The organism is Streptomyces sp. NPDC099050 (assembly GCF_044759865.1).
In the GTDB taxonomy this organism is placed as follows: Bacteria; Actinomycetota; Actinomycetes; order Streptomycetales; family Streptomycetaceae; genus Streptomyces.
In genome coordinates this window covers 202,361-225,579 of the sequence record NZ_JBIWAE010000006.1, presented here as the reverse complement: position 1 = coordinate 225,579, position 23,219 = coordinate 202,361, and the positions used below count along the sequence as shown (strand labels likewise).

The window sequence follows — 23,219 nt, the reverse complement described above, 5'->3', positions numbered from 1 at the left end:
CGCCCGCCCGGACCGGGCGGCCTACTCCACCGTCTGGCGGCCCTCCGGGCGGGCGCTGCACGAGGCGCGGAAGGAGCAGTGGTCGCAGTGCTTGCCGAGGGCGGGTGCGAAGCGCTCGTCGAGGACCCGGCCGGCCGCGGTGGCGAGCAGGTCGCCGACCCATTCGCCGGGCGCGCCGCCCTCCAGAGCCCGCTGCGCCTGGATCTTGGGCACCGTGTCGCCGCCGTCGCGCTGGGCGGCGCCCTGGCGCAGTTGCACGAGTTCGGCGCCGCCGGGTGCCGGGCGCAGGCCGTCGAAGACCTCGTCGACGGCGCCCTCGCGCACGGCGAGCTGGTACACGGCGAGCTGCGGGTGGCGTTCGACCTCCTTGGCGGTCGGCGCGGACTTGCCGGTCTTGAAGTCGACGACGTACGCGCGGCCCTGCGCGTCGGCCTCGACGCGGTCCATGGAGCCGCGTACCCGGACGGCGTACTCCCCCGCCTCGAGGGTGACGTCGAAGTCGTGCTCGGTGGCCACGGCCGCGCGGCCCCCGCGGTCGGTGGTGTGCCAGCGCAGGAAGCGCTCCAGGGCGGCGCGGGCGTTGTCCTTCTCCTGGCGGGACTTCCAGGGGGCGTCGAAGGCGAGCGAGTCCCAGACGGAGTCGAGGCGTTCCATCAGGACGGCGAGGTCGGCGGGGGTGCGCCCGGAGGCGACCTCGTCGGCGAGGACGTGGACGACGTTGCCGAAGCCCTGGGCCGCGGTGGAGGGGGCGTCGGCCTTGACCTCGCGGCCCAGGAACCACTGGAGGGAGCAGGTGTTGGCGAGCTGCTCCAGGGCGGAGCCGGACAGGGCGACGGGGTGGTCGCGGTCGCGGAGCGGGACGCTGCTGCGGGTGGGCTCGTACAGCCCCCACCAGCGCTGCGGGTGCGCGGCGGGGACGAGCGGGCGGTCCTCGTCGTCGGTGAGCACGGCGAGGCGGGCGAGGCGGCGGGCGGCGGCGTCGCGCAGGGCGGGCGAGGCGTCGGGGTCGACGGTGGTGGCGCGGAGTTCCGCGACGAGCGCGGGGACGGCGAGGGGGCGGCGGGGGCGGCCGGTGACGTCCTTGACGGGGACGCCGAGCTCGGTGAGGAGGCGGGAGGGCTGGTCGCCGTCCTCGGCGGGGGCCTTGACCGCGGTGACGACGAGGCGGTCGCGGGCGCGGGTGGCGGCGACGTAGAAGAGGCGGCGCTCCTCGGCGAGGAGCGCGCCGGGGGTGAGGGGCTCGGCGAGGCCGTCGCGGCCGATGCGGTCGGCTTCGAGGAGGGAGCCGCGGCGGCGCAGGTCGGGCCAGAGCCCTTCCTGCACGCCCGCGACGACGACGAGTCCCCACTCCAGGCCCTTGGAGCGGTGCGCGGTCATCAGGCGGACGGCTTCGCGGCGGACGGCGCGGGGGGTGAGGGTGTCTCCGGCGATGTCCTCGGCTTCGAGCTGTTCGAGGAAGTTGAGGGCGCCGCGGCCGCCGGTACGGTCCTCCGCGCGGGCGGCGGTGTCGAAGAGCGCGCAGACGGCGTCGAGGTCGCGGTCGGCGTTGCGGCCGGCGGGGCCGCCGCGGCGGGCGCTGCGTTCGAGGCGCTGCGGCCAGGGGGTGCCGTCCCAGAGGGTCCACAGGACCTCCTCGGCGGTGCCGCCGCCGAGGAGGAGCTCGCGGGCCTTGCGCAGCAGCAGGCCGAGGCGTTGCGCTCCGCGGGCGTAGGCGGGGTCGTGGGCGACGAGCCGCTCGGGCTCCGCGAGGGCTCTGGCGAGCAGGACGTCGGAGGGCGCGGGGGTCTTGAACCCCGCGGCCCGCTCCTCATCGCGCAGGGCGCGGCCGAGCCGGCGCAGGTCCGCGGCGTCCATCCCGCCGAGCGGCGAGGACAGCAGCACGAGGGCGGCCTCGACCCCGATCCACCCTTCGCCCGCGGCGGGCCCGCCGGACTGCGCACCCTCCGCCGCGTCGGAGTCGCCGGACTGCGCACGCTCCCCCGCGTCGGGCTCGCCGGACTGCGCACCCTCCACCGCGGCGGACTCGCCGGCGGAGCCGGGCAACTCGACGCCGCCTCCGGCGGGGGCTCCGGACACACCACCGACTGCGTCGGGCAGCCCACCCGCCCCAAAGCTGCGAGCAAGCTCGCCCACACCGGCGCCCACACCGGCGCCTGCGGCGCCCGAAGCGGCCCCGACTCCGTCGGAGGGCGCGCTCTCCGCCCCGGCCGGGTCGCCGGCGGAGCCGGGCACGGGCTCCGGCGTCCGGGGGGCGGTGGAGGCGGGGTCGGCGGTCTCGGGCGGGGCCGTGGGGTTCGCGGGGGTCGGGGTCGCGGATTCCGCGAGGGTGCGCAGGGCCGTCAGGAGGGGGGCTATGGCCGGCTCGTGGCGGAGGGGGGAGTCCGTGCCGTCGGTTTCGGCCGGGACTCCCGCCGCGATCAGGGCGCGGCGCATCTGCGGCAGGGTGCGGCCGCCCGCGCGGACCAGGACGGCCATGTCCTGCCAGGGCACGCCCTCCTCCAGGTGGGCCCGGCGCAGGACGTCGGCGATGTTGTCCAGTTCCGCGCCGGCCGTGGGGTAGGTGAACACCTCGACCCGGCCGCCCTCGCGGGTCGACGCGAGCGCGCGGTGGGCCCGTACGGCCGCCGAGGGCAGGCGCGGCACCGGCATGCGGGTGGTCAGGTGGCGGGTGGCGGTGAGGAGGACCGAGGACGAGCGGCGGGAGGTGGTGAGGGCGCGGACCTCCGCTCCCGGGAAGGAGGTCTCGAAGTCCAGGATGTTGTTGATGTCCGCGCCGCGGAAGGCGTAGATCGACTGGTCGGGGTCGCCGAAGGCGGTCAGCCGGCCACCCGGGCCCGCCAGTGCGCGCAGCAGGCGCAGCTGGGAGGCGTCGGTGTCCTGGTACTCGTCCACGTAGATCACGTCGTACAGGGACGAGAGCGAGGGGGTGCGTTCCGCCAGGAGGACGGCGCGGTGGAGGAGTTCCGCGTAGTCCAGGGTGCCCTGGAGGTCCAGTACGTCCAGGTACTCGGAGAGGAAGGCCGCCGCCGCCTTCCAGTCCGGCCGGCCGAGGCGGGTCGCGAAGTCGGAGAGGGCCTGCGGGCCCAGGCCGAGCTCGCGGGCGCGGGCGAGCACCGCGCGGACCTCGTCGGCGAAGCCGCGCGTGGTCAGGGCGGCCCGCAGGTCGTCCGGCCAGCGGATCGAGCGGAGCCGGCGCTGGCCTTCGAGGAGGGTGCGGACCATGACGTCCTGCTCCGGGCCGGAGAGGAGTCGCAGCGGGTCCGCGAAGAGTTCCGCGTCCTGGTGCGCCCGGACCAGGCCGTAGCAGAAGGAGTGGAAGGTGGTGGCCTGCGGGGCGCGCGCCCCGCCGAGCCGCAGGGCGGTCCGGTCGCGCAGTTCCACGGCGGCCTTGCGGCTGAAGGTGAGGATCAGGATGCGCGCGGGGTCGGCTCCGGACTCCACGCGGGCCGCGACCGCCTCGACCAGCGTGGTCGTCTTTCCGGTGCCCGGTCCGGCCAGGACCAGCAGCGGGCCGCCGGTGTGCTCAACCACCGCCCGCTGCGCTGCGTCCAGCACAGGGGGATCCACCCGCTCCGCACCGGTACGCACCAGGCGGTACGCGTCCGGGGTCCGCGTACGCCGCCGCTCGGAGCGGTGGCCGTCGGAGGAAGAGGTGTTCACGTGGGGTGCCGGTCCTGGTGGGTCTGCCGTTGCGGCGGTCGCTGCCGCAGCGATTGCTTCTGCCGCTCCTGGGGTGACGCCCCGGGCGGTGGCCGGGGCGCGGGTCGGAGTCGAAGGGGCAACGCTACGGCACGGCGCGCGGCGGGCGCAGTTTCCCCGGGACTCCCGTCCGTGCCCCCGTCCGCGCTCCCGTCCGCGCTCGGGTCCGCGCTCGGGTCCCCACTGCCATCCGGGCCCGCGCGTCCCCCGTACGAGGCTCCGCACGTCTCTTCGACCACCCTTCCGGGCCGCGCATGGCCGAAGCTGTCACATGTGACCTTCGTCCCGCCCGGCGCCGCCGTCCCAGCGCGCCCGCCGCATGTCGAGCCGCGGTTCGCCGTCGCCGGTGAGCCGGAGCGGGGTGGTCTCGGCCCGGTAGTTCTCCAGCGCCCTGCGCTCGCTGCCGGGCAGCGGACGGCCGTCCGCCCGCACCACGCGCCACCAGGGCACCGCTCCCCCGTACAACGCCATGACCCGGCCCACTTGTCGGGGTCCGCCCTCGCCGAGCCACTCCGCGATGTCGCCGTAGGTCATCACCCGGCCGGGCGGAATCCGCTCGGCCGCCTCCAGCACCCGCTCCGCGTACGCCGGCAGCTCTTCGCTCATTCGGCCCATGGTGCCGCACCGGACCGACAGGGGAGCGGCAAGCGCGTGGAAGCCCGAGTTCCGGACCGGCTCGCACCCTGCTGCCCCCCACGGCCGTCGGTCCGTGCCACCATCTTCCGGGCGGTGACGCGTGATACGTGATCAAGAAGAGACGGAAGTGACGGGAAGGGAGCAGGGTGTGAGTCCTCCGGACGGCGCGGCGGCGAACGACGGCGCGCGCCCAGACGAAGGCCCGACACCGGGTCCCGAGGACACGCACGCGGACTCGCACTCCGACCTGCACGCGGACTTGCACGCGGACCCGGACACGGACCCGGACGCGGACCCGGACGCGGACCCGCCGCCGGCTCCCTCGCCGCTTCAGAAGCCGGCCCCCGAGGCCCCTGAGCCTCGGAAGGCCCCTGCGGCCCCCGCGGCCCCTGAGGCGCAGGAGGCCCTTGAGGCTCCGGAGGCCCCCGAGACCCCGGCCCCCCACGACATCGAGACCCCGCACGGCCACACCCCCACGGCCGCCGACCAGGTCGAGGTCGACGAGCCGCTGCTCGCCGCCCGCGTGCACCGCCCCTCGGACCTCGTCCGCCTCCTCGTCGGAATCCTCGGCATCGCCGTCGTCCTCGGCATCGCCGCCTTCGCCCACGGCACCACCGCGGGTCTGGAGGCCGACATCAGCAACGGCACCGGGCAGGCGCCCGACGTGCTGATCAAGGTCGCCGGGCTCGTGTCGAGCATCGCCGTGCTCCTCGTCCCCGTGGCCTTCGCCATCGAGCGGCTGATCAAACGCGACGGACTGCGCATCGCCGACGGCGTCCTCGCCGCCGTCCTCGCGCACGGGGTCACCCTCGCCACCGACCTCTGGGTCTCCCAGGCCGCGCCCGCGACCATCCAGGAAGCCCTCACCCGACCCACCATGGCCGACGGGGCCCTCACGGATCCGGTGCACGGCTACCTCGCGCCCGTGATCGCGTACATGACCGCCGTCGGGATGACCCGGCGCCCGCGCTGGCGGGTCGCGCTGTGGGTGGTCCTGCTGCTGGACGCCTTCGCGATGCTGGTCGGCGGCTACACCACCCCCTTCTCGATCATCCTGACCGTGCTGATCGGCTGGAGCGTCGCGTACGGAACCCTGTACGCGGTCGGCTCGCCGAACGTCCGCCCCACCGGGCAGAACCTCCTCGCGGGCCTGCGCCGGGTCGGCTTCCAGCCGGTCAGCGCGATGCGCGCCGAGTCCCCGGAGGGCGGTGACAGCACCGAGGTCAGCGACCGCGGGCGGCGCTACCACGTCACCCTGGAGGACGGCCCGCCGCTCGACGTCACCGTCGTGGACCGGGAGCAGCAGGCCCAGGGCTTCTACTACCGGGTCTGGCGGCGCCTCACGCTGCGCGGGATCACCACCCGCCGCAGTCTGCAGTCCCTGCGCCAGGCGCTGGAGCAGGAGGCGCTGCTCGCCTACGCCGCCATCGCCGCCGGAGCCAACGCGCCCAAGCTCATCGCCACCTCCGAGCTGGGTCCGGACGCCGTGATGCTCGTCTACGAGCACTTGGGCGGCCGGAGCCTGGACCAGCTGGCCGACGAGGAGATCACCGACGAGCTGAGCCGCAACGCCTGGCAGCAGGTACGGGCCCTGCAGTCCCGGCGGATCGCACACCGGCGGCTCACCGGGGACGCCCTCGTGGTGGATCGTTCCGGCAGCGGCGGCCACAGCTCCGGCCAGGCCGGCGACCCGGCCGCGGCCACCATCACGCTGACCGACCTGCGCGGCGGTGAGATCGCGGCCGGCGACCTCGTCCTGCGTATGGACATCGCGCAGCTGCTCACCACCCTCGGCCTGCGGGTCGGCGCCGAGCGCTCGGTCGCCTCGGCGGTGTCGGTGCTGGGCCCGGACGCGGTGGCGGACTGTCTGCCGCTGCTCCAGCCGATCGCGCTGAGCCGCTCCACGCGGGCGACGCTGCGCAAGCTGGCGCGGGAGCGGGCGGACCGGGAGCGGGAAGCGGTACTGGAGTCCTCGCGGGCGGCGAAGGCGGCGCGCGGGGCGGACTCCGCCTCGGCCTCGGCGCGCTCCGCCGTCGACAAGGTCGAGAAGAAGGCCGAGAAGAAGGCCCTGGACGACGCGCTCGACGGGGCCCGCGAGGAGGATCTGCTGAGCCAGATCCGCCAGCAGGTGCTGCTGATCCGCCCGCAGGCGCCGGTGGAGCCGGCCCGGCTGGAGCGGATCCGTCCGCGCACCCTGGTCTCGTTCATCGCGGGGGCCTTCGGCGCGTACTTCCTGGTCACCCAGATCGCGCACGTGGACTTCGGCACCACCATCGCCGACGCGCGGTGGGGCTGGGTCGGGGTGGCACTCGCCTTCTCGGCGCTCACCTATTTCGCGGCGGCGATGAGCCTGCTGGGCTTCGTGCCCGAGCGGGTGCCGTTCCTGCGGACCGTACTGGCCCAGGTTGCCGGATCCTTCGTGAAGCTGGTGGCTCCGGCCGCGGTCGGCGGTGTCGCGCTGAACACCCGCTTCCTCCAGCGGGCCGGCATCCGGCCGGGGCTCGCGGTGGCCAGTGTGGGCGCCTCGCAGCTCTTCGGACTGGCGAGCCACATCCTGCTGTTGCTGTCCTTCGGCTATCTGACGGGGACCGAGAAGACCCCCGAGATGACCCCGTCGAGGACGGTCATCGCCGGTCTGCTGACGGTGGCGGTGCTGGTGCTGGTGGTCACGGCCGTGCCCTTCCTGCGGAAGTTCGTGGCGACCCGGGTGCGGGCCCTGTTCGCGGGAGTCGTCCCGCGCATGCTGGACGTGCTCCAGCGGCCACAGAAGCTGCTGACCGGCATCGGCGGGATGCTGCTGCTGACCGGCTGCTTCGTGATGTGCCTGGACGCCTCGATCCGCGCCTTCGGGGGCGGCGCGGACATCAGCTACGCGAGCATCGCGGTGGTCTTCCTGGCCGGCAACGCCCTGGGCTCGGCCGCTCCGACACCGGGCGGCATCGGAGCGGTGGAGGGCGCGCTGACGCTGGGGCTGGTCGCGGCGGGGCTGGACGGCCAGGTGGCCTTCTCGGCGGTGCTGCTGTTCCGCGTGGTGACGTTCTGGCTGCCGGTGCTGCCGGGATGGATCTCCTTCAACTTCCTGACGCGCCAGGAAGCCATCTAGCCGTCCAGGCGCCCATGCGCCCATGCGTCCAGGCGTCCAGGCGTCCTGTACGACACCACCGGCTTCACCGTCCTGGACCCATTCCGCTCACTGCCCTCTGACCCCGCTCCGCAGACCCACAGCGGATCGGAAGCTCAGAAGATCAGCAGCAGCGAAGTCAGCAGCGCCGCCGAGATCGAGGACGTCCTGCACTTCCTGTACGACTGCGGGGCGGTGATGGCCACCAAGACCACGGAGGGCCACCACTTCCGGCGGGTCGTGATGCAGCGCACGATCCTGGACGCGCGCGGGGAGCGGCCCGTCCTGGGCGCACTGTACGAGCGCCTCTCGGCCCGCGCCCGCGAGCTGGGCGTCTTCGACGGGGAGCGGCGCGCAGTGCGCCGGCCGCCCATGGACGTCTCCTCGGGCCGCGGCTTCGTCTTCATCTCGCACACGGGCGAGGTGCACCCCAGCGGCTTCCTGCCCCTCTCGGCGGGCAACGTGAAGAACCACCCGCTGACCGAGATCTACCGGGGCTCGGCGCTCTTCACCAAGCTCCGCGACCCCTCGCTGCTGCGCGGGAAGTGCGGGGCGTGCGAGTACAAGACGGTGTGCGGGGGCTCGCGCTCCCGGGCGTACGGCTTCACGCGCGACGTGCTGGAGGCGGACCCGTACTGCGCGTACGAGCCCGGCAGCTTCCCGTACCAGGAGGACATCAGGGCTCTGGCCGAAAGCATGAGGCGCTGAACCACCCCGCTGACATAAGTTTCATGTGGGAACATATCGACCACGGCCTCGGCCACGGGAGAACACAATGCGTTCAGTGATCGTCATCGGTGGCGGGATCAGCGGTCTGGCCGCCGCGTGGCAGTTGCGCGGCCAGGCCGACGTGACCGTCCTGGAGAGCCACGCCAAGGTCGGCGGGAAGCTCCGGACCGGCACCATCGCCGGCATCACCGTCGACGAGGGCGCCGAATCCCTCATGGCCCTGCGCCCCGAGGCCGTGGAACTGGCCGCCGCCGTCGGACTCGGCGAGGCCCTCTGCGATCCCGCGAAGGCCGCCACCACCATCTGGACCAACGGCGCCCTGCGTCCGCTGCCCGCCGGACACGTGATGGGCGTCCCCACCGACCCCTCCGCGCTGATCGGCACCGGACTGCTCTCCCCGGAGGGCGTCCGGCGGGTCGCCGCCGAGGAGACCCTCCCGGCCACCCCGCTCACCGAGGACTGCTCGGTCACCGAGTACCTGGCCGGCCGCTTCGGCCAGGAGGCCGTGGACCGGCTCGTCGAACCCATGCTCGGCGGCGTCTACGCCGGTCTCGCCGACCGGCTCTCGCTGCGCGCGGCCATGCCCCGCATCGCGGCCCTCGCGGAACAGGGCACCCCGCTGCTCCCGGCCCTGCGCCGGATGCGAGCGGCGGGCGCCCCCCGCTCGGGGGCCGTGGCCGTCCAGGGCGTGGTCGGCGGCACCGGGCGCTTCCCGGCGGCCGTCGCGGAAGCCTGCGGAGCACGCATCCTCACCGGGACGACGGCCCGCTCCCTCCAGCGGATCGCAGGCGACCGCTGGCGCGTCCAGGCGATGACCGGCGACGGCGCGCTGACGATGGAGGCCGACGCGGTGATCCTCGCCCTGCCCGCCTTCGCGGCGGCCGAGCTGCTGCGCCCGCACTCCCCGCTCGCCGAGGCCGAACTGTCCTCGATCCCGCACGCGTCGACCGCCGTCATCACCATGGCCTTCTCCCGCGCCCAGGCGCACTTCCTCCCCGAGGGCAACGGCTTCCTGGTCCCGCCGGTCGACGGCCACACCCTGAAGGCCGCCTCCTTCCTCTCCAACAAGTGGTCCTGGCTGCACGACTCGGCCCCCGAGACCTTCGTGCTCCGCGCCTCCATCGGGCGCATCGGCGAGGACGAGCTGCTCAGCCGCCCCGACCGCCACCTGGTCCGCTCGGCCATCGCCGAGCTCCACCACGCGGTGGGCCCCATGGGCGAACCCCTGGCCACCCGCGTCACCCGCTGGGACCGGGGCCTGCCCCAGTACGGCGTCGGACACCGCGAGCGCGTCGCCCGCATCCGCGAGGCCGCCGGGAAGCTCCCCGGCATCGCCCTGTGCGGAGCGGCGTACGAGGGCGTGGGCGTGGCCGCCTGCGTCGCGACGGGGCGCGCGGCGGCGAAGCAGATCCTGGCGCAGCCGTAGGACGCGGCGTCCGTATCGGGCGGGTATCAGCGGACGCTCAGCCTTTCATCTGATCCGTCCACGGGGCCGCGGCTGCGGAAATCACGGCGGCCGCGGCCCTATCGTTCCTTTCAGGTACCCGTCCGCCGAACAGGAGTCGTCCGCCGTGTCCTCCCCCACCCCGGCTCCCGCCGCCCCGCGCCCCGTGCGCGTGCTGCTGGTGGAGGACGACGAGCTGATGCGCCGCTCGTTCAGCGTCTCCCTGGAGCGCTACGGGTACACGGTGCGGGCCGCCGCCGACGGACTCACCGGCCTCGAATCCTTCCGCGACGAGGACTTCGACCTGCTGATCCTCGACGTGATGCTGCCGGGCCTCGACGGGATCGGCCTGTGCCGCAAGGTCCGGGAGACCAGCCTGGTCCCGGTCCTGATGATGTCGGCGCGCGGCGACGGGCTGGACATCGTCGCCGGTCTGGAGGCCGGGGCCGACGACTACGTGGTCAAGCCCGTGGACACCAACGTGCTCGTGGCCCGCATCCGCTCGCTCCTGCGCCGCGCCACCTACGCCCCCGCCCCGGCGGTCGGGCACGCCACGGCCGACGACCCGGGTCCGTCCGAGGGGGAGCTGCTCACCTTCGGTGACCTGACCCTGCACACCGGCGGCCTGGACGTGGCCGTCGGCGGCACCCCGGTGGCGCTCACCCCGACGGAGCTGAAGCTGCTGCTGGAGTTCGCCGCGCATCCGGGCATCGTGCTGGAGCGGCACACCCTGCTGCGCAACGTCTGGGACTACGGCTGGGACGGCGACAGCCGGGTCGTGGACCTGTGCGTGCAGCGGCTGCGCGGCAAGCTCGGCCGGGACCGTATCGAAACGGTCCGCGGCTTCGGCTACAAGCTCAGGCGCTGAGCCCCGTGACCGCCTCCGATCGTGCGCGGCCGGGCCGCGTCACCCTGCGCTGGAAGATCGCCGCCCTGGCCGCGGCCACGGCCTGCCTGGTCGCGGTGGCGGTGGGCCTGCTCGTGCACTTCTGGACCGCACGCGACATCCGCGAACGGGCGGAGATGCGGGCCTTCAACGCCGTGTACTCGGCCGTGGACACCTACCGGCGCACCGGAACCCTGATCGACGGCGCCGAGCTCGATCCCCCCGCACTGCCCGCCGCGCTGCGCGCCCCGGCCGACGCAGACCGGCACACGGCGTACGACCGGCACGTCGACGGGAACAGCGGGCCGACCGTCTGGGCCGCGCAGCGCACCGGCGGCCCGGGCAGCCCGGTGCTGACCTACCGCGTCAACACCAGCTCGGAGCTCCACGGTTTGCGGCGGCTCGACGCCACCATGGCGGTGGCCTCCCTGCTCGCCCTCGCCGCGGCCACCCCGCTCGCGGTCTACGGGGCCGGGCTGCTCGGCCGCCGGCTGAGCCGGGTCTCCGAAACGGCGAGCCGGATCTCCGCCGGAGACCTGGACGCCCGTACCGGACCCACCAAGGGCCGCGACGAGGTCGACGACATCGCCGCCACCGTCGACCTGATGGCCGACGCCCTCGGCCGGAAGCTGCGCGACGAACGCCGGTTCACCGCCGACGTGGCCCACGAACTGCGCACGCCCGTGGGCGGGTTGCTGGCCGCCGCCGACCTGCTGGCGCCCGGGGAGACGGAGGACCTGCTCCGGGCCCGGGTACGCGATCTGCGCGGGCTGGTCGAGGACCTCCTGGAGGTCTCCCGGCTCGACGCCGGCGCCGAACTGCCGGTCCACGCCCGGGTCCCGCTCGGCGAGGTCGTCTCCGAAGCCGTCACCCGTACGGGCCTCTCCGCGGAGGTCGAGGTCGCCGACCGGGCCGGGAGCGTGGAGACCGACCCGCGCCGCCTCGAACGGATCGTCGGCAACCTCGTCGTCAACGCCCACCGGCACGGGCAGGCCCCGGTCCGGGTCACCGTCGAGGGCCGCACGGTCGTCGTACGCGACCACGGCCCCGGCTTCCCCCCGGACCTGCTGCTCGCGGGCCCCCGCCGCTTCCACACGGGCCGTGCGGAACGCGGCGCGGGCCACGGCCTGGGCCTGACCATCGCCCTGGGCCAGGCCGGGGTCCTCGGCGCGGACCTCCGCTTCACCAACGCCCCGGACGGCGGCGCCATCGCCACCCTCCACCTACCGACCTGACCCCCACGCAGCGGCAAACCCAGCCCCGCCGGCACCTGAGACGCGGCGTCCGGGGCGAAGCCCCGAGGGGTCCGGGGCGAAGCCCCGAGGGGTCCGGGGCGAAGCCCCCAGGGGTCCGGGGCGAAGCCCCCAGGGGTCCGGGGCGAAGCCCCCAGGGGTCCGGGGCGAAGCCCCGGGGGGGGGTCTGGGGCGAAGCCCCGGGGAACGGGCGAAGGGCGGGTAGGGGACCTCGCCCCGCGCAGCGGCGCCACGCACGCCCGCCCGCCCGCTACCTGACCGATACACACCGGAGCACCCGCCGATACCGCGCTGCCGGGGGCCCCGATACCTCCCCCGGACACCCTTCGAAGTGCAGCTTCCCGCGCCCGAAGAGGAGTCCCCGTGACCGCCGCCCCCCTCGCCCCGCAACCTCAACCGCACCCGCACCCCGCGCCAACCGCCATCGCGGCCGCCACCACCGGCCTCTCGAAGGTCTACGGCAGCGGGGAGGCCCGGGTCGTCGCCCTGGACGGGGTCGACATCGCCTTCCGCGAGGGGGAGTTCACCGCGATCATGGGCCCCTCCGGCTGTGGCAAGTCCACGCTGATGCACTGCGCCGCCGGGCTCGACTCCTTCACCTCCGGCTCCGTCCGCATCGGCACCACCGAGCTGGGCACCCTGGCCGACGAGCAGCTCACCCGGCTGCGCCGCGACCGGATCGGCTTCGTCTTCCAGGCGTTCAACCTGCTGCCCACGCTCAGCGCACTGGAGAACATCACCCTGCCGCTGACCATCGCCGGCCGGAAGCCCGACCGGCAGTGGCTGGACCACGTGGTGGCGATGACCGGCCTCGCCGACCGCCTCGGCCACCGGCCGGGGCAGCTCTCCGGCGGGCAGCAGCAGCGCGTGGCGGTGGCCCGGGCCCTGGTCTCCCGGCCCGCGATCATCTTCGGCGACGAGCCCACCGGAAACCTCGACTCCCGCGCCGGGGCCGAGGTCCTCGGCTTCCTGCGCGACTCGGTCCGCGAGCTGCGCCAGACCGTTGTCATGGTCACGCACGACCCCGTCGCCGCCGCCCATGCCGACCGCGTGGTCTTCCTCTCCGACGGCCGGCTGGTCGACGAGATGACCCGCCCCACCTCCGACCGGGTCCTGGACCGGATGAAGGCCTTCGAAGCCCGCTCCCGCACGACCTGACCCTGCCGGGTCCCCGCACCTCACCAGCCGCCGCCCGCCCGCTCCCCCGGGCCCGCCTCCCAGGATCCGCATCCCCATGTTCCGTACCGCCCTGCGCAACGTGCTTGCGCACAAGGCCCGCCTGCTGATGACCGTGTTCGCGGTCATGCTCGGGGTCACCTTCGTCACCGGCAGCCTCGTCTACGGGGACAGCCTGAAGCAGGCCGCCGTCGACCGGGCAAGCGCCGGCTACGACCGCGTCTCCCTCAACGTCGCGCCCAACACGCTCCCCGGAGCCCCGCCGGCCACCCTCGGCGCCCACACCGCGGCCACCCTGGCCGAGGTCCCCGGGGTCGCCGCCGCCGCGGGCCGGGTGAACGGCTTCGCCGCCGTCGCCGACCACGAGGGCCGGCTGCTGGGCAGCGCCGAGTTCCGCAAGGGCGGCAACTTCGCCCCGGCCAGGGACGGTACGGACCCCGCGTACCGGTTCACCGCGGGCACGGGCCCGGCCGGCGAGCACGCGATCGCCCTCGACGAGGCGAGCGCCGCCAAGGGCGGCTACCGCGTCGGCGACACCGTGCGCGTCGGTACGAGCACGGGCGCGGCCTCGTACACGCTCCAAGGCGTCTTCCGCACCGACGCCTCCAAGCTCTCCCCCGGGGGCAGCCTGGTGCTGTTCGCCGATGCCGCCGCCCAGAAGCTGTTCCTCCGGCCCGGCCGGTACACGGACATCGAGATCACGGCCGCACCCGGCACCGATGTGACGCAGCTCCTCGGCCGGGTCGAAGCGGTGATGCCCAAGGACTCCACCGCCGTCACCGGCGCCCAGCTCGCCCGGCTCCAGGCGAACACGGCTTCCAGCGGCAGCGACACCCTGAGCCAGATGATGCTGGGCTTCGCGGCGGTCGCCCTGTTCGTGGCCACCTTCCTCATCTCCAACACCTTCACCATGCTGGTGTCCCGGCGCACCCGGGAACTGGCCCTGATGCGGGCCGTCGGCGCCACCCGCAAGCAGGTCCGGCGGATCCTGCTCACCGAGTCCGTCCTCGTCGGCCTGATCGCCTCCGTGGCCGGCATCCTGGCCGGCACCGGGGTCGCCGCCCTGCTCCAGGAACTCTTCCCCGCCGCCGACGGCCCGGCCGCCCCGCTGACCCTCCTCCCCTCCACCGTGATCATCGCGCTGGTGGTCGGCACCGCCCTGCCCGTGATCGCCGCCTGGGTGCCGGTCCGCCGGGCCATGGCCATCCCGCCCGTCGCCGCGCTCGGAGCCGCCGAGCCCGCCGCACCCGCACGCGCCGGCTCCCTGCGCACCGGCATCGGAGCCGCGCTGCTGCTCACCGGCGCGGCGACCACCCTGTACGGCGCCCTCACCACCGGCGAGGACGCCCGGACCGTGATCGGCCTCGGCGCGGCCCTCACCCTGACCGGCGCGATCGCCCTCATCCCGCTCCTGTCCCGGCCGTTCACCGCCCTGCTCCGGCCGCTGCTGGTCCGGGTGAGCCCGGTGCAGGGCGAGCTCGCCGCCCGCAACACCGTGCGCGATCCCCGTCGTACGGGCGCCACGGCCGCCGCGCTCGCCATCGCCCTCGCGCTCGCCTCGGGCCTGTCGGTCCTCGGCGCCTCCGCCACCCAGTACCTCGACGGCGCGACCACCCGGGACATCACCGCCGACTATCTGGTGCAGGCCCCCTCGGGCGGGCAGCGGATGACCCCCGCCACCGCCGAGCCCCTCAAGAAGCTGTCCGGCGCCACCTACAGCCCGCTCAATCAGTCCACCGAGTATCAGATCGGCGGGGTCCGCTCCGTCCTGACCGGCGTCGACCCCGCCGCCATCGGCCGCCTCCTGCGCTACGAGGTGACGGCGGGCTCGCTCGACAGCCTCGCCGAGGGCAAGGTCGCCGTCGCCGACTACAAGGCCCGGGCCAACGGCTGGAAGGTCGGCCGGAGCCTCCCCGTGAATCGGCTGGACCAGCAGGGCGAGGTCACCATCGGCGCGATCTACCACGCGGACGAACAGAGCAAGGTGCTCCCCAGCATCACCGCACCCGACTCCCTGGTCGCCCGCTTCGACTCCGCACCGAACACCGACTCGATCGTCGTGGCCACCGCGGGCGGGCCCGGCCGGGCCCAGCTCGCGAGCGTGGTCAAGGCGCTCGGTGACAACCCCGCCCTGTCCGTCCTCGACAAGGAGGCCGTCCGGGCGGAGGACACCAGCGGCATCGGCGATCAGCTCAACCTCTTCCACGCCCTGCTCAGCATGGCCCTGGTGATCGCCGCCCTGGGCATCGCCAACACCCTCGCGATGTCCGTGCTCGAACGCCGCAAGGAGATCGGCACGCTCCGCGCGCTGGGCCTGGACCGCGCCGGAGTGACCCGGATGATCCGCATGGAGGCCCTGCTCGTCGGCGGCCTCGGCGCGGCCGTCGGTACGGTCATGGGCATCTTCACGGGCTGGGCCCTCGGCAACACGCTCCAGGAGAGCGTCGCCGGATACGCCCTGGTCATCCCCTGGGGACAGCTGGCCCTCGGGGTGCTGCTCGCCATGGCCGGCGCCCTGCTCGCCTCCCTCTGGCCGGCCCGCCGGGCCGCCGCTGTCGACATCCCCGCCGCCACGGCCGCCCAGTGACCCATCCGCGCCCCGCCCCCGTGACCCGGATGGGTCAGCGCGGGGGCGGGGCGCGCGACGCGCGCACAGGATGAAGACATGCCCACACACGCCTTGCGGGTCGCCGCCGCCACCGCCACCGCCGCCGCGCTGCTCGCCACCAGTGCCTGTTCCGACGGCGGAGGCAAGGAGAAGAGGGGCAAGGACGGCGCCGCTCAGGGCATCAAGAAGCCCAAGTGGGGCGAGTGCGAGGCCCCCACCCCCGCCGAGGGAGTCGGGCAGGTTCCCGGGAAGGACTGGCAGTGCGCCGTCCTCGACGTGCCCCTCGACTACGCGGAGCCGGAAGGGGAGACGATCCCCCTGGCCTTGATCCGGGCGAAGGCGCGGGACAAGAACAAGCGGATCGGCTCGCTCGTCTTCAACTTCGGCGGTCCCGGCGGCTCCGGCATCAGCACCCTGCCCGGCGCGGCGAAGGACTACGGCGCCTTGCGCGAGCGGTACGACCTGGTCAGCTTCGACCCGCGCGGGGTCGGCCGCAGCGCGCCCGTGCTGTGCGAGGACGACAAGCAGCTGGACGCGTACTACGCCGCCGACTCCAGCCCCTCGACGCCGGAGGAGGAGAAGCAGTTCCTCGCCACCTCCCAGCGGTACAAGGAGGCCTGCGAGACCAAGTCCGGCAAGGTGCTGCCGCACGTAGGTACGGAGAACGCGGCCCGCGACCTGGACCGGATCCGCCAAGCCCTCGGCGACGAGAAGCTGTACTACTTCGGCATTTCCTACGGCACCGAACTCGGCGGGGTGTACGCCCATCTCTTCCCCAAGAACGTCGGCCGGGCCGTCTTCGACGCCGTGGTCGACCCGACCAAGAACTCCGAGCAGGGGGCCCTCGGCCAGGCCAAGGGCTTCCAGCTCGCGCTCGGCAACTTCGCCCAGGACTGCGTGAACCGCGGGGACTCCTGCCAACTCCAGGGCAGCACCGCCAAGGAGATCGAGGCGAACATCATCAAGCTCCAGAAGGAGCTGGCGGTCAAGCCCATCCCCGGATCCGGCGACCGGCTGCTCACGGAGGACGCCGCGACCAACGGCATCGCCTTCGCCCTGTACTCCAAGGAGGCCTGGCCCCTGCTGGAACAGGGCCTGGACGAGGCCGAGGGCGGCCAGGGGCAGCTGCTGCTCGCCATGTCCGACGCGCTGAACGGCCGGGACCCGAAGGGCACTTACAGCAACATCGGATCGGCCAACACCGCCATCAGCTGTGCCGATTCCAAGGACCGGTACACCCTCGCTCAGACCAAGGCGAAGCTGCCGGAGTTCCGCGCCGCCTCGCCCGTCTTCGGGGACTTCCTCGGCTGGGCCATGATGAGCTGCACCGACTGGCCCGTCGCCGGCGCCTGGAACACCCCGGACGTCTCGGCCCCCGGCTCGGCGCCGATCCTGGTGATCGGCAACACCGGTGACCCGGCGACCCCGTACGAGGGCGCCCGCAAGATGGTGGAGCGGCTCGGCCCCGGCGTCGGCGTGGAACTCACCTTCAAGGGCGAGGGGCACGGCGCCTACAACAGTGGCGACCCCTGCGTGCAGCAGGCCGTGAACTCCTACCTGCTCGACGGAAAGGTGCCCGGCGGGGGCACGGTCTGCACGGCGTCGAAGTCCCAGTCCCCGACGCCGACGCCGACCGCACCCGTCTAGGCCCGGAAGACGCCGGAGCACGCCGAAGGGGCCGCACCTCGCGCGAGCGGGGTACGGCCCCTTCGGGTGACTGCCGTGGACCGGACCGGCTAGTAGACCGGCTTCTCGGGCTCGATCTGGTGGACCCAGCCGATGACGCCGCCGCCGACGTGGACCGCGTCCGCGAAGCCCGCGGACTTCAGGACCGCGAGGACTTCCGCACTGCGGACGCCCGTCTTGCAGTGCAAGACGATGCGCTTGTCCTGCGGCAGGTCCTGGAGGGCGGTGCCCATCAGGAACTCGCCCTTGGGGATCAGCTTCGCGCCGGGGATCGAGACGATCTCGTACTCGTTGATCTCGCGGACGTCGATGATCTCGATCGGCTCGTCGTTGTCGATCCACTCCTTGAGCTGCTTGGGAGTGATCGTCGAGCCGAGCGCGGCCTCCTGGGCCTCCTCCGACACGACGCCGCAGAAGGCCTCGTAGTCGATGAGCTCGGTGACGGTCGCGTTCGGACCGCAGACCGCGCAGTCGGGGTCCTTGCGGACCTTGACCTGGCGGTACTGCATCTCCAGGGCGTCGTAGATCATCAGACGGCCGACGAGCGACTCGCCGACGCCCGTGAGGACCTTGATGGCCTCGGTGACCTGGATGGACCCGATGGACGCGCAGAGCACGCCCAGCACGCCGCCCTCGGCGCAGCTCGGGACCATGCCCGGCGGGGGCGGCTCCGGGTAGAGGCAGCGGTAGCACGGGCCGTGCTCGGACCAGAAGACCGAGGCCTGGCCGTCGAAGCGGTAGATCGAGCCCCAGACGTACGGCTTGTTCAGCAGCACGCAGGCGTCGTTCACGAGGTAACGCGTGGCGAAGTTGTCCGTGCCGTCGACGATCAGGTCGTACTGGCTGAAGATCTCCATCACGTTGTCGGCTTCGAGCCGCTCTTCGTGGAGGACCACGTTCACGTACGGGTTGATGCCCAGCACGCTGTCGCGGGCCGACGCGGCCTTGGAACGGCCGATGTCCGCCTGGCTGTGGATGATCTGGCGCTGGAGGTTCGACTCGTCGACCTCGTCGAACTCCACGATGCCCAGCGTGCCGACGCCGGCCGCGGCCAGGTACATGAGGGCGGGCGAGCCGAGGCCGCCCGCGCCCACGGCCAGCACCTTGGCGTTCTTCAGGCGCTTCTGGCCGTCCATCCCGACGTCGGGGATGATCAGGTGGCGGGAGTACCGACGGACCTCGTCAACGGTGAGCTCAGCAGCTGGCTCTACCAGGGGTGGCAGCGACACGGGGACTCCGTAGATGATTAAGTCTTAACGGTGGTTCTTCCCGTAACACTGCCACGCCCTCCTTCATTCCGAGACACCCGGTCCGATCCGCGAGACGATTTCGTCCCAGTACCCGGGCATCGACGCCCAGGGATCCAGCGGAGCGGCCCCGCGCCGGTCGGTGAACCAGATGGTCCCCGCACCCTGCCAGCGGGCGATCCGCAGCGCCTCCTCCAGGTGTGTGCGCGGTACGCCGTGCACGAGGTGGCAGAACGTCTCCGGCGGATGATCGGCCGTCCACTCCGCCACCTGCGACCAGCGGTAGTCGGCCCAGGTCCCGGAGAAGGTGACCAGTTGGTCGGCGGTCTCCGTGTATCCCTCGTAGGGGTGGGTGCCGTGTCCGAGGACGATCCGCAGGTCCTCGCCGAGCCCCCGCAGGGTGTCCGCGACCCGGCGGACGGAGGCCAGCTCCGCCTTCCCGGCCGGGGCGTCCGCGAGGTAGAAGCCGTCGGCTCCGTACCAGTCCCGGAAGCGGTGGGCATCGGAGACGAGCTCCCCGAAGGACCGCTCCCCGTCTCGCATCGCGAGATGCCCGAGGACCGCGCCGCCCGCGCTACGGAGCTTCGCGGCCGCCTCCGTGCAGTGCGGGTCGGGCCGGCCGCCCGGCCCGTCCGTGACGTTGAGGACGGCCCAGTGCAGCGGGGTCCCGGGCCGGGTCAGCTCGGCCCACTCCACCGGGGCCAGCAGCGGATGCGCGTACCCCGGGACTCCTAAACCCAGCCGGCCCGCCTCGGTGGCCGCCTGGCCGGCGGCCGGCGGGGTGGTCAGATGCGGCACGCCGCCTCCATCCAGATGTCCGCGAGGGACTCCTCCAGGTTGATCCGCGGCCGCCAGCCGAGCCGGTCACGGGCGGTACGGACGTCCGCCTGCTGCCAGGCTCCGCACCCGTCCGGGTAGGGGTACGGGGGCTGGGCCGTCGCGGCGGCGAGCTGCTCGGCCGTGGCCTCGGAGCGCGGGGAGCCGATGGCGGCGAGCCCGGCGGGCCGGCCGGGGTACCCGTGCGCCTGCGGGTGCTGGGCGTGCTGTCCGTGCTGCGGTACGTCGATCTCGTGCAGCGAGCCTCCGTACCCGGCGACCCGTGCCAGGACGGCGGCCGCGTCGCGCAGCCGGACCGCGCGGCCGGTGCCGATGTTGACGACGCCCTGGGCCGCGGAGAGCGAAGCGGCGTGCACCGCGCGCGCCACGTCCCGTACGTCGACGAAGTCGCGCTGCACGCCGAGCCCGCTGAGCTTGAGCTCGCCGTCCCCGGACTGCATCGCGCGCCGCATGGCCTCGGCGAGCCGGCCGAGGGGGGATCCGGCGGGGGTGCCGGGGCCGACGGGCGAGAACACCCGCAGGACGACGGCGTCCAGCCCGGAGCCGAGCACGAGCTCGGTGGCGGCCAGTTTGCTGACTCCGTACGGCCCTCCCGGTCTGGGCACGGCGTCCTCGGCCGTGGAGGACCCGGGCTGACTGGGCCCGTACTCGGCGGCGCAGCCGAGCTGGACCAGCCGGGCGCCGCAGCCGCTGCGGCGCAGCGATTCGCAGATCGTGGCCACCGCGACGGTGTTGTGCCGGGTGAGCTCGCGGGCGCCGCCCCGGGTGGCTCCGGCGCAGTTGATGACGACGCCCGGGTGGACGGCGTCGAGGAACCGGGTGAGCGCGCCGGGGCTGCCGGTGGCGAGGTCGAAGCGGACGTCGGCGTCGTCGCCGCGGCCGAGCGCGGTGAGCTGGACCGCGGGGTCGGCGAGCAGCCGGTCCGCGACGTAGCGCCCGAGGTATCCGTTGGCTCCGATCAGCAACACCCTCATCGCGCGGCCCCTTGGTTGGTTGGCTGGCCGGTCATGTCCTGTTCTCCTTGCTGGATGGGTGGATCGGGGTGGGGGGGTAGGGCGCTTCGGTGTCTGCTTCCGAAGGTTTCAGGGCCGCTGCGCGTGCGCGGAGGCCCGCGACAGCGCGAGGACGGCGGGTACGAGGACTCCCACCGCGGCGGCGAACGGCGCCGCCGGGACCGGGAGCAGGGCGAGTACGAGGGCCAGGGCCGACGCGAGGGCTCCGCGGGGGGCTCCGTGGCCGAGCAGCAGCCGGGTCAGGAGCAGCAGCACCGCGAGCGGTACGGCCACCGCCAGGGGGGCCCCGGCCAGGGCGGCCGCTCCCGCGGCGGCCGCTGCGTACAGCGCGAGCGTCCCGAGGAGCAGCGGTCTCACCCCGTCGGCGAAGTCCTCCAGGGCCCGGCTCCCGGCGAGCCGGCGCCGGGCGCGGGCCGCGAAGACGGCTCCGGCCAGGTGTCCGGGGGCGGCGGCCACGGCCAGCGCGATGCCGAGCGGGGTGCCGTGGCGGTGGACGGCCCAGCCGAGGGCGGCGGCGGCCAGCGGGTACACGGCGGCGGGGAACCGGCCCCCGGCGGCCCGGCCGGGCCGTCCGAGCGCGGCGACGGTGACGAGCACCGCCAGGCCTCCGGCCCAGGGCACCCCGGCGGCGGCCGCGCCGAGGGTGAGGGCCCCGGGAAGCAGCGCGTAGCCGAAGCCCCGTACCGCCTTGGCGCGGTCCGGGATCCCGGCCGTCGGGGCGGGCGGGGTGCCGTCGCGGGGGGTCCGGGCGTAGAGCTCCTCCGCGAGGGAGAAGACGTCGCGGTGGCGGAACCGGGCGGCGGTGCGGTCGGTGATGCCGTGCGCCTCCAGCCCGGCGGCGATCTCCAGCGGGTCCACGGCGTGCTCGCAGAGCTCCCGGTGGCGGTGGAGCAGCGCCTTGACGGGATCCCCGGCGGAGCGGGCCCGGCGGAGCGGGGGCGGGTCCGAGGGGGGAGCGGCTTCGTCCAGGGGCACGGTCACGCGGAGGCCTCCGGATTCGCGGCACGCCCGGCAGGCGCGGCGGGCACCATGACCGGGTCCGGCACCCTGACCGGGTCCGGCACCCTGCCCGGGTCCGGCACCCTGCCCGCGTCCGGCACCCTGCCCGCGTCCGGCGCCCTTCCCGCGTCCGGGGCGTCGGTCCCGGCCGGGGTGGCCTCCTCCGGCGCGGACTCCGCTGACGGGGCACCGGGCCCGGGGTGGGGCGCGGCCCAGGTGGGGGTGGCCCAGTGGCCCGGGACCCGGGCCTCGGGCGGCTGCTCGAAGGGGACTCCGGTGCCGTCGGGGCGGGCGGGACCGCGGGCGAGCAGCCGCAGGTAGGACTCCTGGAAGGCGGCGACGTTCTGCTCGACGGTGAAGAGTTCGAGGGCCCGCGCCCGGGCGGCCGACCCGAGCCGCTGGGCCCGCTCGGGGTCCCGCAGCAGCGTGACGCAGGCTTCGGCGAGCGCGCGCGGATTGCGCGGCGGCACCACGAGCCCGGTCCCGCCGATCACCTCGACGACCGCGCCGACGTCGGTGGACACGGTGGCGCGGCCGCAGAACATCGCCTCGGCCAGGGTGATGGGGAAGCCCTCGATGACGGAGGAGAGCACCACCACCCGCCCGGAGCCGTACGCGTGGGCCGGTGACGGCACGTCGGGTCCGCCGATCTCCTCGAAGGTGACCGGGTTCTCGCCGACCGCGTGCGCGTCGGCGGCCTCGTCGGGGAAGAGCTGCGCGGCGAGCGAGCGGCAGTCGGCCAGGTAGCCGTGCCCGACCTCGTGGTGCCCGCCGCCGGGCCCCGCACCCCCCGAGCCCGTCCCGGCGGAGGTCGCGAAGATCCGCAGCCGGGCGCGCGGTTCGGCCCTGCGCACCTCGGCGAAGGCGTGCAGCAGCGCGATCAGGTCCTTGGCGGGGTCGACCCGGCCGACCCAGACGAGCGTGTGCGGGTCCCCGCACGCCGGGTCCTCGCCCACCGCGGCGAATCGGTCCGCCTCCATCCCGGGGTAGACCGTGCGCAGCCGCTCGCGGGAGGCCCCGCAGCGTTCCTGCCAGCGCCGGGCGTGCGCGTTGCCGGGGGTGAGCAGGTCGGCCTGGGCGTAGATCTCGCCGGCCAGCCGGGTGTGGAAGGCGGCGAGCAGGGCCCGTACGGCCGGCCGCTCGTCCCGCGCGGACTGCGCGAGGTAGTGGGCCCTGAGCTGGACCCCGTACTCGGTGACCAGGAGCGGTACTCCGAAGAAGCGTTTGGCCAGGAGCCCGGGCAGCGCCGCCACGCCACCCGCGGCGGCGTGGCAGACGTCGACCTCGCTGAGCTCCTCGTACCAGTCCAGGGACAACGGGCGCAGCATCCGCTCCAGTTCGTCCACGAACTCCAGCAGGTCCGCGACCTGCGCCCGCTGCACTTCCCTGCTCGCCTCGGGGGCGCGGCAGGCGGACTCCACGGCCCGTACGGCCGTCTCGGAGCGCAGTGCCGCGTACAGCCCGCCCTGTTCCGAGGCGAGGGCGGCCAGTCCGTACAGCCCGTCCGCGAACCGCGCGGGGTCGGCTCCGCAGATCCCGCGGACCAACTCCGTGAAGGCGGCGGCGAAGCGGCGGCGCTCGCGGCGCCGGTAGCTGCGCCCGTCGTCGGCCGGAGCCCACAGCGGGGCGGTCCGCACCCGGGTGACGTGGGAGGGCAGCGGCACCCGGCCGCGCTCCTCCTGTTCGGCGCTGCGGCTCAGGGCGTAGAGCTCGAACTCGTGCTGGGGAAGCCCGCGCACGAGCCGGTCGCACCACAGCCTCGCTTCCCCCGTGGCATACGGATAACCACCTTCCGTGAGCAGTCCGATCCGCACGAGTGGCACCCCCGATCTCCCGTTTCAGGCGGTCTCCGTCGGTCCGGCGACCCGCCGGATACGAACTCAAG

Annotated in this window: 15 protein-coding genes; 8 read left to right on the top strand and 7 right to left on the bottom strand. The window is 74.3% G+C overall.

Translation table 11 applies throughout. The annotated features are described in order from the left end of the window. Nucleotides 1–21: 21 nt before the first annotated feature. Both ACIQV3_RS13130 and ACIQV3_RS13125 read right to left on the bottom strand, forming a co-directional pair. Nucleotides 22–3,660, bottom strand: coding sequence for an ATP-dependent helicase (locus ACIQV3_RS13130; RefSeq protein WP_403712487.1), 3,639 nt, complete (start codon nt 3,658–3,660; stop codon nt 22–24). Nucleotides 3,661–3,966: 306 nt separating this feature from the next. After that, nucleotides 3,967–4,305 carry an MGMT family protein gene (locus ACIQV3_RS13125; protein WP_403712486.1) on the bottom strand — a complete coding sequence of 113 codons (339 nt, stop codon included), beginning with the start codon at nt 4,303–4,305 and terminating at the stop codon, nt 3,967–3,969. Between the two features lie 178 nt (nt 4,306–4,483). Here ACIQV3_RS13125 and ACIQV3_RS13120 point away from each other — a divergent pair, with 178 nt between their 5' ends. From ACIQV3_RS13120 to ACIQV3_RS13085, 8 genes are all read left to right on the top strand, one after another. Then, nucleotides 4,484–7,438: a flippase-like domain-containing protein gene (locus tag ACIQV3_RS13120; RefSeq protein WP_403712485.1), complete on the top strand. Its 2,955-nt coding sequence runs from the start codon at nt 4,484–4,486 to the stop codon at nt 7,436–7,438. A gap of 216 nt (nt 7,439–7,654) precedes the next feature. Further along, the gene (locus ACIQV3_RS13115) at nt 7,655–8,164 is read left to right on the top strand and encodes an SPASM domain-containing protein (RefSeq protein ID WP_403712484.1); all 510 of its coding nucleotides are present in this window, start codon (nt 7,655–7,657) and stop codon (nt 8,162–8,164) included. Nucleotides 8,165–8,231: 67 nt separating this feature from the next. Next, complete coding sequence (gene hemG / locus ACIQV3_RS13110; RefSeq protein ID WP_403712483.1) at nt 8,232–9,611, top strand: protoporphyrinogen oxidase; 1,380 nt, start codon at nt 8,232–8,234, stop codon at nt 9,609–9,611. Between the two features lie 145 nt (nt 9,612–9,756). Continuing rightward, a complete protein-coding gene (gene cseB / locus ACIQV3_RS13105) occupies nt 9,757–10,497 on the top strand; it encodes a two-component system response regulator CseB (protein WP_403712482.1) in 741 nt (246 codons plus the stop codon). Between the two features lie 5 nt (nt 10,498–10,502). Then, on the top strand, nt 10,503–11,750 hold the full coding sequence (locus tag ACIQV3_RS13100; protein WP_403712481.1) for a sensor histidine kinase: 1,248 nt from the start codon (nt 10,503–10,505) through the stop codon (nt 11,748–11,750). 381 nt (nt 11,751–12,131) lie between these two features. After that, complete coding sequence (locus ACIQV3_RS13095; RefSeq protein WP_403712480.1) at nt 12,132–12,926, top strand: ABC transporter ATP-binding protein; 795 nt, start codon at nt 12,132–12,134, stop codon at nt 12,924–12,926. 76 nt (nt 12,927–13,002) lie between these two features. Further along, entirely contained in the window at nt 13,003–15,531 is a 2,529-nt protein-coding gene (locus ACIQV3_RS13090; RefSeq protein WP_403712479.1) for an ABC transporter permease, read from the top strand. A gap of 78 nt (nt 15,532–15,609) precedes the next feature. Then, on the top strand, nt 15,610–17,199 hold the full coding sequence (locus tag ACIQV3_RS13085) for an alpha/beta hydrolase (RefSeq protein ID WP_403712478.1): 1,590 nt from the start codon (nt 15,610–15,612) through the stop codon (nt 17,197–17,199). Nucleotides 17,200–17,288: 89 nt separating this feature from the next. Here ACIQV3_RS13085 and moeZ read toward each other — a convergent pair whose 3' ends face one another. The 5 genes from moeZ to ACIQV3_RS13060 all read right to left on the bottom strand — a co-directional run bounded on the left by moeZ (nt 17,289) and on the right by ACIQV3_RS13060 (nt 23,148). Continuing rightward, the gene (moeZ, locus tag ACIQV3_RS13080) at nt 17,289–18,467 is read right to left on the bottom strand and encodes an adenylyltransferase/sulfurtransferase MoeZ (RefSeq protein ID WP_403712477.1); all 1,179 of its coding nucleotides are present in this window, start codon (nt 18,465–18,467) and stop codon (nt 17,289–17,291) included. A 63-nt stretch (nt 18,468–18,530) separates the two neighbouring features. After that, a complete protein-coding gene (locus tag ACIQV3_RS13075; RefSeq protein WP_403712476.1) occupies nt 18,531–19,283 on the bottom strand; it encodes a spherulation-specific family 4 protein in 753 nt (250 codons plus the stop codon). Continuing rightward, complete coding sequence (locus ACIQV3_RS13070) at nt 19,271–20,296, bottom strand: NAD-dependent epimerase/dehydratase (RefSeq protein ID WP_403712475.1); 1,026 nt, start codon at nt 20,294–20,296, stop codon at nt 19,271–19,273. The genes ACIQV3_RS13075 and ACIQV3_RS13070 overlap by 13 nt, the downstream gene beginning before the upstream one ends. A 108-nt stretch (nt 20,297–20,404) precedes the next feature. Beyond that, a complete protein-coding gene (locus ACIQV3_RS13065; RefSeq protein ID WP_403712474.1) occupies nt 20,405–21,316 on the bottom strand; it encodes a hypothetical protein in 912 nt (303 codons plus the stop codon). Next, nucleotides 21,313–23,148, bottom strand: coding sequence for a DUF3492 domain-containing protein (locus tag ACIQV3_RS13060; RefSeq protein WP_403712611.1), 1,836 nt, complete (start codon nt 23,146–23,148; stop codon nt 21,313–21,315). Before ACIQV3_RS13060 ends, ACIQV3_RS13065 begins: the two co-directional genes overlap by 4 nt. Nucleotides 23,149–23,219 lie beyond the last annotated feature (71 nt).

What these genes read in the sequence shown, in the direction of transcription:
- ACIQV3_RS13125 (WP_403712486.1), bottom strand. Translation starts at nt 4,305, where the DNA reads ATGAGCGAAGAGCTGCCGGCGTACGCGGAGCGGGTGCTGGAGGCGGCC.
- ACIQV3_RS13115 (WP_403712484.1), top strand. Translation starts at nt 7,655, where the DNA reads ATGGCCACCAAGACCACGGAGGGCCACCACTTCCGGCGGGTCGTGATG.
- hemG (WP_403712483.1), top strand. Translation starts at nt 8,232, where the DNA reads ATGCGTTCAGTGATCGTCATCGGTGGCGGGATCAGCGGTCTGGCCGCC.
- ACIQV3_RS13090 (WP_403712479.1), top strand. Translation starts at nt 13,003, where the DNA reads ATGTTCCGTACCGCCCTGCGCAACGTGCTTGCGCACAAGGCCCGCCTG.
- ACIQV3_RS13085 (WP_403712478.1), top strand. Translation starts at nt 15,610, where the DNA reads ATGCCCACACACGCCTTGCGGGTCGCCGCCGCCACCGCCACCGCCGCC.
- ACIQV3_RS13070 (WP_403712475.1), bottom strand. Translation starts at nt 20,296, where the DNA reads ATGAGGGTGTTGCTGATCGGAGCCAACGGATACCTCGGGCGCTACGTC.